Annotated in this window: 11 protein-coding genes; 2 read left to right on the top strand and 9 right to left on the bottom strand. The window is 74.2% G+C overall.

The genetic code is table 11. The features are described 5' to 3' along the window. Positions 1 to 49: 49 nt before the first annotated feature. Both ACQSSQ_RS00335 and ACQSSQ_RS00330 read right to left on the bottom strand, forming a co-directional pair. Positions 50 to 2,566: a sodium-translocating pyrophosphatase gene (locus ACQSSQ_RS00335; RefSeq protein WP_431325036.1), complete on the bottom strand. Its 2,517-nt coding sequence runs from the start codon at positions 2,564 to 2,566 to the stop codon at positions 50 to 52. Positions 2,567 to 2,754: 188 nt separating this feature from the next. Then, a complete protein-coding gene (locus tag ACQSSQ_RS00330; RefSeq protein WP_431325035.1) occupies positions 2,755 to 3,099 on the bottom strand; it encodes an STAS domain-containing protein in 345 nt (114 codons plus the stop codon). A 137-nt stretch (positions 3,100 to 3,236) separates the two neighbouring features. On the opposite strand from ACQSSQ_RS00330, the gene ACQSSQ_RS00325 reads away from it, so the two are divergent. Further along, complete coding sequence (locus ACQSSQ_RS00325; protein WP_431325034.1) at positions 3,237 to 5,603, top strand: DEAD/DEAH box helicase; 2,367 nt, start codon at positions 3,237 to 3,239, stop codon at positions 5,601 to 5,603. Positions 5,604 to 5,678: 75 nt separating this feature from the next. Beyond that, complete coding sequence (locus ACQSSQ_RS00320) at positions 5,679 to 6,383, top strand: hypothetical protein (RefSeq protein WP_431325033.1); 705 nt, start codon at positions 5,679 to 5,681, stop codon at positions 6,381 to 6,383. Here ACQSSQ_RS00320 and ACQSSQ_RS00315 read toward each other — a convergent pair. The 7 genes from ACQSSQ_RS00315 to ssd form a co-directional block, all read right to left on the bottom strand. Further along, entirely contained in the window at positions 6,353 to 6,745 is a 393-nt protein-coding gene (locus ACQSSQ_RS00315) for an Rv3654c family TadE-like protein (protein ID WP_431325032.1), read from the bottom strand. The two genes, ACQSSQ_RS00320 and ACQSSQ_RS00315, sit on opposite strands and share 31 nt — an antisense overlap. After that, positions 6,742 to 7,107: a TadE family type IV pilus minor pilin gene (locus ACQSSQ_RS00310; protein WP_431325031.1), complete on the bottom strand. Its 366-nt coding sequence runs from the start codon at positions 7,105 to 7,107 to the stop codon at positions 6,742 to 6,744. The genes ACQSSQ_RS00315 and ACQSSQ_RS00310 overlap by 4 nt, the downstream gene beginning before the upstream one ends. Positions 7,108 to 7,175: 68 nt before the next feature. Further along, positions 7,176 to 7,364, bottom strand: a complete 189-nt coding sequence (locus ACQSSQ_RS00305) for a DUF4244 domain-containing protein (protein ID WP_431325030.1) — start codon at positions 7,362 to 7,364, stop codon at positions 7,176 to 7,178. A 128-nt stretch (positions 7,365 to 7,492) separates the two neighbouring features. Next, positions 7,493 to 8,221 carry a type II secretion system F family protein gene (locus ACQSSQ_RS00300; protein ID WP_431325029.1) on the bottom strand — a complete coding sequence of 243 codons (729 nt, stop codon included), beginning with the start codon at positions 8,219 to 8,221 and terminating at the stop codon, positions 7,493 to 7,495. After that, entirely contained in the window at positions 8,218 to 9,036 is an 819-nt protein-coding gene (locus ACQSSQ_RS00295; RefSeq protein WP_431325028.1) for a type II secretion system F family protein, read from the bottom strand. The genes ACQSSQ_RS00300 and ACQSSQ_RS00295 overlap by 4 nt, the downstream gene beginning before the upstream one ends. Then, a complete protein-coding gene (locus tag ACQSSQ_RS00290; RefSeq protein WP_431325027.1) occupies positions 9,033 to 10,292 on the bottom strand; it encodes a TadA family conjugal transfer-associated ATPase in 1,260 nt (419 codons plus the stop codon). Before ACQSSQ_RS00290 ends, ACQSSQ_RS00295 begins: the two co-directional genes overlap by 4 nt. Continuing rightward, positions 10,289 to 11,377 carry a septum site-determining protein Ssd gene (gene ssd, locus ACQSSQ_RS00285; RefSeq protein WP_431325026.1) on the bottom strand — a complete coding sequence of 363 codons (1,089 nt, stop codon included), beginning with the start codon at positions 11,375 to 11,377 and terminating at the stop codon, positions 10,289 to 10,291. Before ssd ends, ACQSSQ_RS00290 begins: the two co-directional genes overlap by 4 nt. Between the last annotated feature and the right edge of the window lie 46 nt (positions 11,378 to 11,423).

Here is an 11,423-nt window from a genome sequence, read left to right as displayed (position 1 = left end):
GGGCCGCACCCAGCGGGTACGGCCCTCCGGTCCGCGAGCGGTGTCCCTCCTACACCGGTCGCGGGTCCTGCCAGCCGGACTGGTCCCACTCCGGTGCGTCGGGCACCGGGCCACGACGCGGCTCGCGGTCCTCGTCGCTGGTCGGCTCGTAGTCGACGCCCGACGGCCGGAGCTCGTCCGGCTCCTCGCCGCCGTCACCGCCGCCACCGAGGTCGTGGTCGTCCGACCCCGAGTCGTCGGCGATCGCGATGGAGCGCATCTTGGCCACGACCACCGCGGCCACGATGATGATCAGCGCGACCGCCGCGATCGTGTAGCGCAGCGCGTCGTTGGCGTCGGAGCCGTACGACATGGTGACGATGGCCGGGGCGATGAGGAGCGCGACGAGGTTCATCACCTTGAGGAGCGGGTTGATCGACGGACCCGAGGTGTCCTTGAACGGGTCGCCGACGGTGTCGCCGATCACGGTCGCCTCGTGCGCCTCCGAGCCCTTGCCGCCGTAGTTGCCGTCCTCCACGAGCTTCTTGGCGTTGTCCCACGAGCCGCCGGAGTTGGCGAGCATGACCGCCATGAGCGTGCCCGCGGCGATGGCGCCGGCGAGGTAGGACCCGAGCGCCGTGATGCCGAAGCCGAAGCCGACGGCGATCGGCGCGAAGATCGCGAGCACGCCGGGTGTCGCCAGCTCGCGCAGCGAGTCACGGGTGCAGATGTCGACCACTCGGCCGTACTCCGGACGACCCGTGCCCTCCATGATCCCCGGGATCTCGCGGAACTGGCGGCGCACCTCGTACACGACGGCGCCGGCCGCGCGCCCCACGGCGGCGATCGACAGCCCGGAGAACAGGAAGACGACCGAGGCGCCGACGATCAGGCCGACCAGGTTGTTGGGCTCGGCGACGTTGAGCACGCCGAGGAGACCCAGCAGCTCACTGGCACCGGCCCCGGACACGTCGTCGAGGCCGCTCGCCTCCCGCGTGACGATGTCGGCGAACGAGCCGAACAGCGCGGTCGCGGCGAGCACGGCGGTCGCGATCGCGATGCCCTTGGTGATCGCCTTGGTGGTGTTGCCGACCGCGTCGAGCTCGGTGAGGATCCGGGCGCCGTTCTCGTCGACGTCGCCCGACATCTCCGCGATGCCCTGCGCGTTGTCGCTGACCGGGCCGAACGTGTCCATGGCGACGATGACGCCGACCGTGGTGAGCAGGCCGCAGCCGGCCAGCGCGACGGCGAACAGCGAGACCAGGACGGCGCCGCCGCCGAGGAGGAACGCGCCGTAGACGGCCGCTGCGATGACCAGCGCCGTGTAGACGGCGGACTCCAGACCGAGCGAGAAGCCGGACAGGATGACGGTGGCCGGACCGGTCAGCGCCGTCTTGGCCACGTCCTTGACCGGACGGTGGTCGGTGCCGGTGAAGTAGCCGGTGAGCGCCAGGATCACCGAGGCGAGCACGATGCCGATGAGGACCGCCACCACGGCCACGACCTGCGGGTTGAAGTCGCCCGGGCCCTGGACGAGTCCGAGCTGGCCGAAGAAGCCCTCGATCGCGGTGCCGCCACCGGCGTCGGTGAGGTCGTCGGAGCTGGACGGCAGGTAGAGGAACGCCGCGATCGTGCAGCCGACCGCCGAGACGACGGCGGAGAGGTAGAACGAACGGTTGATCGTCGTCAGACCGCCCTCGCCCTCACGGGGTCGGGTGACGAAGACGCCGAGGATCGCGGTGAGCGCACCGATCGCCGGGACGATCAGCGGGTAGACGAGACCCTGCTCGCCGAAGGTGACCGAGCCGAGGATGAGGGCGGCGACGAGCGTCACCGCGTACGACTCGAAGAGGTCGGCGGCCATGCCGGCGCAGTCGCCGACGTTGTCGCCCACGTTGTCCGCGATCGTCGCGGCGTTGCGCGGGTCGTCCTCGGGGATGCCCTGCTCGACCTTGCCGACGAGGTCGGCGCCCACGTCGGCCGCCTTGGTGAAGATGCCGCCGCCGACACGCATGAACATCGCGAGCAGCGCCGCGCCGAAGCCGAAGCCCTCGAGCACCGACGGCGCCTCGCCCTTGTAGATGAGCACGACGACGGAGGCACCGAGCAGACCGAGGCCGACGGTCGACATGCCGACGAAGCCGCCGGTGCGGAAGGCGATGCGCATCGCCGGGTCGCGTCCCTCGGTCTGGGCCGCCGCGGCGACGCGCACGTTGGCGCGGACCGCGAGCCACATGCCGAGGTAGCCGATCGTCGCGGAGAAGAGAGCGCCGACCACGAAGAAGATGGAGCGCCCGACCCGGATGTCGGCGTCGCCGGGAAGGATGAAGAGGAGGAGGAACGCCAGGACGACGAACACACCGAGCGTCTTGAACTGTCTCGCAAGATAGGCCGATGCGCCCTCCTGGACCGCGCGGCCGATCTCTTGCATCCGCGGGGTGCCTTCTGAGGCGTCGAGTACCTGCTTGCGGAACACGGCAGCCATCACCAACGACACGACGGCGATCGCGGCGACCACGATCACGAGGGTCAGGTTGGTCCCGGTGAGGGAGAGGTCTTCTGATGCTGCCAGGGGAACGTACGTCATACGGGTCCTTCCTCGGCACGGCGCACGGATGCGCTGACTCGGGCGTGCCCGAACAGACAACCAGCAACGTGACCTACGACACAACCGTTTGGGAGGGGCACAGATCGATTTGTGACCAGAAGTCTGGACGGTCGAGCGCGGGACCGCATCCGGGCGCGGTCAGGGCGCTCGGGCGCGCCCGAGCGCCGTCAGGCCTGGTGCGAGCGGACCGCGTCGTCGACGGTCGCGTAGATCCCGAACACCTTGGTCAGGCCGGTGATCTCGAAGATCTTGAGGAGACGCTCGCGTGTGCAGACGACGTCGAGGCTGCCGTCGTGGGCGCGGACGCGCTTGAGGCCGCCGACGAGGACGCCCAGCCCGGTGGAGTCGAGGAAGTCGACCTGCTCCACATCCACGATCACCCGGTGGTGACCACCCTCGATGAGGTCGGCGAGGGCCTCGCGTAACCGTGGCGCCGTGTAGACGTCGATCTCACCCGCGACCTCGACGACTCGGAAGCCGTCGAGCGCTCGGGTCTCGAGTGAGAGGTCCACGACGGCTGGCTCCTGAGGATCGACGCGAGGTTCTTCCTCATTCAACCACGGGTGCACGGACGGAACCCGGGTGTCTCGGAAGGCGCCGCGCCGGGATCGGCGTCGAGGGCTCTTGCCGTGCTTGGGAGACTCGTGGTGTGCCCGATCCGATCGAGACCCTGCTGCGGCTTCCGGGCGCCTCGGACGGCCGGTTGCTGCACCTCGCCCGCGAGGACGCCCGCGACGCCGTCTACGCGCCGTGGCCGTCCTGGGTGAGCGACGCCCTGCGCGACCGCTACCGCGCCGCGGGGATCGACACGCTGTGGGCGCACCAGGCCGAGGCCGCCGAGCTGGCGCACGCGGGCCAGCACGTCGTCGTCTCGACCGGGACCGCCTCGGGGAAGTCGGCGGCGTACCAGCTGCCCGCCCTGACGGCCCTCGAGGCCGGGCGCGCCGCCGACCTGCGCCGGGGCCGTGGACCCACGGTGCTCTATCTCGCGCCGACGAAGGCGCTGGCGCACGACCAGCTCCAGGGGCTGCACCGCCTCACCCACGGCTGGGACGCCGTCCGTGCCGCCGCCGTCGACGGCGACAACACCCGCGAGGAGCGGATGTGGGCGCGTGACCACGCCAACTACGTGGTGACCAATCCCGACCTCCTCCACCGCACGGTCCTGCCGTCGCACGGGCGGTGGGCACGGTTCCTGTCCGGGCTCCAGTACGTCGTGGTCGACGAGTGCCACCACTACCGCGGCGTCTTCGGCTCGCACGTCTCGCACGTGCTGCGCCGGCTGCGTCGGATCGCCGCCCACTACGGGGCCGACCCCGTCCTCGTGCTCGCGTCGGCGACCGTGGCGGATCCCGAGGTCTCCGCCTCGCGTCTCGCCGGCGCACCAGTGCGCGCCGTGACCGACGACGCAGCCCCTCGCGGCGAGGTCGCGTACGCACTGTGGGAGCCACCGCTGATCGAGTCCGCCGGCGGCGAGAACGGCGCCCCGGTGCGGCGACCTGCGTCCGTCGAGGTCGCCGGGCTCCTCACGGACCTCGTCGCCGCCGGCGTGCGCACCCTCGCGTTCGTCCGGTCTCGACGCGGCGCGGAGTCCGTCGCGATGTCGGCCCGCCGGATGCTCGCCGAGGCGGACGCCGAGCTGGCCGAGCGGGTCACGACGTACCGCGGCGGCTACCTCCCCGAGGAGCGACGGGCGATCGAGCAGGACCTCCGCAGCGGTGCGCTGCTGGGCCTGGCGAGCACCAACGCCCTCGAGCTCGGGATCGACGTCGCCGGCCTGGACGCCGTGGTGACCACCGGCTTCCCGGGCACGCGCGCGGCTCTGCGGCAGCAGTTCGGGCGTGCCGGCCGCGACGCGTCGCGCGCCGCGGGCGTCTTCGTGGCACGCGACGACCCGCTCGACACCTATCTCGTCCACCACCCGGAGGCCCTCCTCGGCGCCCCCGTCGAGGGCACCGTCTTCGACCCGTCCAACCCGCACGTCATCGGGCCCCACCTCGCTGCGGCCGCTCAGGAGCTCCCGCTGACCGTCGCCGACCTCGCGCTGTTCGGGGAGGGTGCCGAAGACGCGGTCGACGCGCTCACGGCCGCGGGCTGGCTGCGGCGACGTCCGCAGGGATGGTTCTGGACCCGCCGGGAGCGGGCCGCGGACCTCGTCGACATCCGCTCGGTAGGCGGGCCGGCGGTCCAGATCGTCGACGACGCGACGGGCCGTCTGCTCGGCACGGTCGACGGCGGGCGTGCCGACACGACGGTCCACGAGGGTGCGGTCTACGTGCACCGAGGCGAGACCTATGTCGTCGAGCACTACGACCCCGCCGACCAGATCGCCCTCGTGCGCGCCGACCGTCCCGACTACACCACGACCGCGCGCTCGGTGACCGACATCGCGATCGTCGCCGAGCGCGCCGCGGTGCCGTGGGGTCGCGCCACGGTGGCCTTCGGCGAGGTCGACGTCACCAGCCGTGTCGTCTCGTACGTGAAGCGCCGATCGGGATCGGCGCAGGTGCTCGCCGAGATCCCGCTCGACCTGCCCGAGCACACGCTGCGGACCACCGCGGTGTGGTGGACGCTGCCGGGCCGCGTCGTCGAGGCGCTCGACCTCGACCCTGCCGAGGTGCCCGGCGCGGCCCATGCCGCCGAGCACGCGTCCATCGGGCTCCTCCCGCTCCTCGCCACCTGCGACCGGTGGGACATCGGCGGGGTCTCGACGGCCCTGCATCCTGACACCGGGATGCTGACCGTCTTCGTGCACGACGGTCTCCCCGGCGGGGCGGGCTTCGCCCGGCGCGGGTACGACGTCGCGCGCAGGTGGCTCGCGATGACCCGCGACGCGATCGCGTCCTGCGCCTGCGACACCGGCTGCCCTTCGTGCGTGCAGTCGCCGAAGTGCGGCAACGGCAACAACCCGCTCTCCAAGCGCGGGGCCGTCGTGCTCCTCGACGCGCTCCTCGCGGGAGCGCCGGACGACGACGCCGCGGACGTGCAGCCGGTCGGGGCCCCGCACCCGCGCTGACGGCACGGCGCGGGCTCCCGGACGACCCGCGCGATTGCGGTTATCGTGGCGACACGATCGGGAGGTGGGGGACCGATGATCGCTCTGGGAGTGCTGCTGCTCGCGCTCGCCGTCCTGGTGGGTGTCGTCGTCACGGTGGAGGCGACCGACCCCGTCACGTTGGACATCCTCGGCTGGGACGTCGCCACCGACGGCATCGGCGCGTTCTGGGCCGGCGCCGCGACGATGCTCGTCGCCGTCGTCGGTCTGGCGCTGGTCGCACGGGGAGTGCGTCGCGGCTACCGGGTGCGCAAGGAGAACCGGCAGCTCCGCAAGGAGCACCGCCGGCTCGAGAAGGAGCAGGCGCAGGCCCGGCCGCAGCCGCTGGCCGGCGCGCCGGGAGACCGTGACGACGACGTCGTGACGGACCCTGCGCGCGATCCCGCGTACAGCCCGGAGAGCGAGCGGGCGTACGACCCCGAGTACGACGCGCCCGCGGACGGGTCGATGGCGGACCCGTACGAGCGACGACCCGCGGAGCCGTACGCGGAGGCGCCTGCCGAGCCGTACGAGACGGCCCCGTCGGAGCCGCACGAGACCTCGCCCGGCGCGGCGAGCGGGTCCACACCGGGCACGGCGGAGCCGGCAGCCGGCACGGCGGAGCCCGCGGCTGGCGCGGCGAGCGAGACCGCGTCCGAACGGTCTCCCGACACGACCGCGGTCGACTCGGACGAGCCCTCCGACGCGGACACCCCGTCGCAGGAGCAGCGTCACGGGCCCTCCTCGGCCGCCGGGCGGTAGTCGGAGGGCGCTGCTCGCGCAGTCCGGTGGACCGTGATCGAGCGGCCCCAGACGCGCCCTGACCGCTCGACCACGACGGTTGCCACGGCCTCGGCGAGCGCGCACGCGCGCAGCGACGTCGCGTTGGCAGTGGCGATCCGACGCGCCGCCGCACAGCCGTCGTCGCCGTTGAGCGCCGCCTGGCTCGCCGCAAGTGCCGCGAGGTCCGCCGCCGCCGTGACGTGGTGCTGGAGGCGGGCCACGGCGGCGACGTGAAGGGCGATCGTGCACGCGGTGGTGGCGACCACGGCGAGCACCGCCGCGTACACGGTCGCGGCGCCGCGCTCGGCGGACGACCGGCCCGGCACCCGGAAGGCCGTCATCGCGCACCGTCCTCGACCGCACTGACGGCCCTCGCCTCCAGCGACAGCGCGAGCGCCCGGACGATCGGGAGGTCGACCTTGGCCTCGTGCGTCACCGTCACCCTCGTGGTGGCGTCCGGACCTTCGACCACCTCGACGGCCGCACCCTCGGGTGCCATGCCGCGGACGCCCTCGAGGACCGCCTGACGGTCGTCGCCGCGTGCCGCCATCCGAGCGCCCTCGCGCGCGGCGTCGACGAGACGCACCTGGGTGACGCCGATCGTCGTCGCCCACACCAGGGCGAACGCCAGCGCCACCAGGAACGGCATCACCATCGCCGTCTCGGCCGTGACCATCCCGGCCTCTCGCCGTCGATCCCGCACCGCCCCTCCTCTCGCTCCGTCCTGAGCGGTGGGTCTGCCACGCCGCGGGCAGACCCACCACCGTCCGCTCACATGAACGGCAGGATCTCGATGCCCTTCTCGAAGACGCCCTTGATGAAGTCGTTGAACCAGTCGGACGTCGCGATGCTGTAGATGGCACCGCCGACGGTGCAGGCGCCGACCGTGCCGACGGCGTACTCCGAGGTGGTCATGCCCTGCTCCTGAGCACGGGCACGCAGGGTCTTGAGGAATGTCATGGGGTCTCCTTCGGTCGGTGTCACGGACGCGGTCGGTGGATCCGGCCGCACCCTCAAGGTGGGTCCGTGACCGGCTGCGGGAACGCCACCGCCACCGGGCTGGGGACGGGCGCGAACTGTGGACGCGGTCAGAGGTGCAGCGAGGTGAAGGTCGCCACGACCGTCGGCACGACGCCGAGCAGGAGGAACGCCGGAAGGAAGCACGCGCCGAGCGGCGCCGCGGTCCGGACACCGACCGAGCGTGCGCGCTCGAGCGCGTCCGCGGCGGCCGCTGACCGCAGGTCGTCGGCGCTGCGGACCAGCGAGCGTGCGACCGGAGTGCCGCTGCGGGAGGCGCGGGCAAACGCGCGCGCGAGGGGTGCGAGCACGGGATCGGCCGTCAGCTCGCGCCAGACCGTCACGGGATCGGACCCGATCTCCAGCCGGACGGCCACCCCACCGAGCCGCTCGGCGAGCGGGCCCCCGACCGCCTCCGCCGCCAGCTGCACGGCCTGGGTGGTCGGACGCCCCGCCTCCACCGCGGCCACCACGAGGTCGAGCGCCAGCGGAAGAGCCGCGGCCTCGGCCTCCCTTCGGCGGCGCGCGGCCGCGGGCTCCAGCCTGCGCACCCACCACCCGACGGAGCCGCCGGCCACCAGCCCCGCCAGGATCCCGAGCGGCCCGCCGACCACGAGGACGACCGCGACGGTCGCGAGCGCGCCGGCGGACCAGGGGCCGGTCACCCAGGCGGGAAGATCCCGTCCCGCCCCGACCTGCTCCTCGCGGTCGTCTGCCAGTGCTCCGAGGCGCCGGAGCCGCGCCCCGTCGCCAGCGAGGAGGACGGCTGCGCCGACGAGGAGCGCGGCGACCACCGTCACCGAGCGACCCCGTCGGTGATCCTCTCCACCCACAGCACGCCGGCCGCCGCCAGCGCCACCCCCGCGACCAGGCACCAGGAGCCGGCACCGCCGCCGAGGAGGAACGCGAGCGGGTTGCCTCCCATCGCCGCACCGAGGGCGAGGGCCAGGACCGGCAGGACGGCGAGGAGCCGCGCCGTCGCGCGGGGAGGGCCGAGCGTGGCCTCGACCTCCCGCACGAGGTCGTCACGCGCCCGGAGGTCCTCGACGATCCGGTCGAGCACGGCGACGAGCCCGCCACCGGCACGGGCGCTCACCGACCACGCCGCCGCCACGTCGTGGAGCCCGGCAGCACCCGGTCTGGCCGCGGCGGCTCGCAGCGCCGCCACGGGATCGCCACCGAGCCGGACGTGGGCCGCCACCGGCCGCATCACCGCGTGGTCGCCGGCGACGCGATCGATCGCGACGGCGGCCGGCAACCCTGCCGCGAGCTCGGCACCCAGCGCCTCGCAGGCCGCCGTCGTCTCCGCACGGACGGCACGACGCAGCGCACGGGCGTGGGACCGCGCCCGCAGGCCGGTCGCGAGCCACGCGACGCACCCCGCGACCATCACGACCACCGGCGTGACGCCTGTCGTCGCGAGCACCAGGACGGTCACCCCCGCCACCAGGACCGGTCGTGCTCCGGCGAGTCCGTCCCTCGACCTCTCGGCGTCGTCGTCCGACCCGGGGGCGAGCCCGGCGAGGCGCCGGCGGCCGGTCCCCGGACACCCGGCCCAGGCTGCGGCCGCCGCGAGACACGCCGCGACGACGTCGCCACCTCCGACGGACGTCATGTCACGCCCTCGGCGGCCGCCGTCCCGAGGCTGCCCTCGGCGGCTGCCGGCCCGAGGCTGCCCCCGGCGGTCGCCGTCCCGAGACCCGCCGACGCCCCCACGATCTCCTCGAGCCGCCCACGCCCGGGCCCGTCCTCGACCTCCCCGTCGCGGCGCACGACGATCGCGGGCACGCACGCGACCGTGCCGTCGTCCGCCGGTCGGAACGTCGCGAGCTCGGCGACACGACGACAACCGTCGGCGTCGCGGACGACGTGGACGACGAGGTCGAGAGCCGCTGCGAGCTGGCTGTGCAGCGCCGCCCTCGGCATGCCCGCGGCCATCGCGAGGGCCTCGAGGCGGGCAGGGACGTCGCGCGCCGCGTTGGCGTGCAGCGTCCCGCAGCCGCCCTCGTGACCGGTGTTGAGCGCTCCCAGCAGGTCCACCACCTCCGCACCCCGCACCTCACCGACGACGAGGCGGTCCGGGCGCATGCGCAGCGCCTGGCGTACGAGGTCGCGGAGCACCACGCTCCCCGCCCCCTCGACGTTGGCGGGTCGCGACTCGAGCGCGACCACGTGCGGATGGTCCGGCCGGAGCTCGCTCGCGTCCTCGACGACGAGCTGCCGCTCGGCACCGTCGGACGCGGAGAGCATCGCCGACAGCAGGGTCGTCTTGCCGGTCCCGGTGCCGCCGGTGACGAGGAACGCGACTCGCGCGCGCACCACCGTGCGGAGCACCTCGCCGATCTCGGCGGTGAAGGCGCCCCGCTCGGCGAGCTCGTCAAGGGTGAACGCGCGCCGGGCGGGCACGCGCAACGACAGGGCCGTGCCCGGCCGGGCGATCGGGGCGAGCACCGCGTGCAGGCGCGTGCCGTCCGGCAACCGCACGTCGACGAACGGCGAGGCGTCGTCCAGCCGGCGTCCGGCCGCGGCGGCCAGGCGCTGCGCGAGGCGCCGCACGGCGTCGTCGTCGTCGAACTCCACGTCGGTGCGTTCGAGGCCACGGCCGCGGTCGACGTAGACGGCACGCGGCCCGTTGACGAGGACGTCGGTCACCCCCTCGGCCCGCAGCAGCGGCTCGAGAGGACCGGCACCGACGGTCTCGCGGTGGAGGGCGTCCACGACCGCGAGCACCGTCGTGTCGCCGTGCACGTGTCCGCCCGCACGCAGGGCCTCCGCGACACGGTCCGGGGTCGGACGCACCCCCGCAGCCGCGATCCGGTCCCGGACCTCGACGACGAGCCCGCGGTCCGGGACGCCTGGACGCTGCCTCACGCCGCGAGCTCCGGCGCGAGCGTGGACCAGACCGACCGCGCCGCCGCGCGCACGGCGGTGCGGCGGGCGAGCGGCCCCACGCCCTCCTCCACCGCACGCCGGAACCTCGGGTCCTCCCCGACCGTCGCCAGGAGAGGCAGGTCGAGGGTCTCGGCGACGAGGTCCGCGGGCAGTCCGCCCCGACGCCGGCGCACGACCACCCTGACGTCGGTCGACCACGCCGACACCCGGCGTACGACGCCGGTCGCCGCCCCGACCCCTCGCACGTCCGCCGGCACGACCACGACCAGCACCGCCGCGCGTGCCACGACCTCCACCGCGGCCTCGTCGAGGTGGCGAGGGAGATCGACGACGACCAGGTCGTGGACGCGACGCACCGCCGTCAGCACCGACCGGACCACCTCTCCAGGAGCGGGGTCGGTGATCCCCCGCTCCCACGAGAGCATCGCGAGCCCGTCCGAGCGCGGGAGCGACCGACGCAGCGCCGCACCGCTCAGCCTGCCGTGCGTCGAGGCGAGGTCGCCCCATCGAAGCCCCTCCACACCCTCGCCCCCGAGCAGCAGGTCGACACCGCCGCCGAGGGGATCGCCGTCGACGAGGAGCACGTCACCACCGCCGCTCCTCGCGTCGCCCGCGGCGCAGCACGCGACCGCGGCCGCCAACGACGACGCACCCGCACCACCGCACCCTCCGACGAAGGCCAGCACCGGCGCGTCGTGCGCTCGACCGTCCGCCCGGTCGGCGAGGACCTCGGCCAGCGCGTCGTCGTCGCGAGGCAGCACGAGCACCTGCTCCGCACCGACCGCGAGGGCGGTGCTCCACGTGGACGGCGGCGGGTCGGCACCGGCCACGACCAGGACGTCGCCCCGCCGCTCGAGAGCCGGTGCCACGTCGGCCAGGAGCACGTCCGCGCCGAGCACCACGACCGACGCGCCGGTCCAGTGCGCACGCGCCGCACCGAGCTCGGGGCACACGACCGGCTCCACCCCGGCGCCGGCGCACAGCCGCAGCACGGCGTCGAGGAGCGGCTCGGAGCCGGTGACCAGCAGCGGCCGCGACGGCACGGCGTCGTACGAAGGAGGCATGCCCGCACAGTGGGTCCGGACGAGGGCGAAGGGCCGCGGTCAGCGT

The organism is Mumia spirodelae, assembly GCF_050632745.1.
GTDB lineage: Bacteria > Actinomycetota > Actinomycetes > Propionibacteriales > Nocardioidaceae > Mumia.
The sequence above is the reverse complement of the archived record's forward strand: the minus strand, read 5'-3'. Positions and strand labels throughout refer to the sequence as shown.

Excerpts from the sequence above, each read along its gene's own strand:
- ACQSSQ_RS00295 (WP_431325028.1), bottom strand. The coding sequence starts at position 9,036 with ATGACGTCCGTCGGAGGTGGCGACGTCGTCGCGGCGTGTCTCGCGGCG.
- ACQSSQ_RS00315 (WP_431325032.1), bottom strand. The coding sequence starts at position 6,745 with ATGACGGCCTTCCGGGTGCCGGGCCGGTCGTCCGCCGAGCGCGGCGCC.
- ACQSSQ_RS00320 (WP_431325033.1), top strand. The coding sequence starts at position 5,679 with ATGATCGCTCTGGGAGTGCTGCTGCTCGCGCTCGCCGTCCTGGTGGGT.
- ACQSSQ_RS00305 (WP_431325030.1), bottom strand. The coding sequence starts at position 7,364 with ATGACATTCCTCAAGACCCTGCGTGCCCGTGCTCAGGAGCAGGGCATG.
- ACQSSQ_RS00335 (WP_431325036.1), bottom strand. The coding sequence starts at position 2,566 with ATGACGTACGTTCCCCTGGCAGCATCAGAAGACCTCTCCCTCACCGGG.
- ssd (WP_431325026.1), bottom strand. The coding sequence starts at position 11,377 with ATGCCTCCTTCGTACGACGCCGTGCCGTCGCGGCCGCTGCTGGTCACC.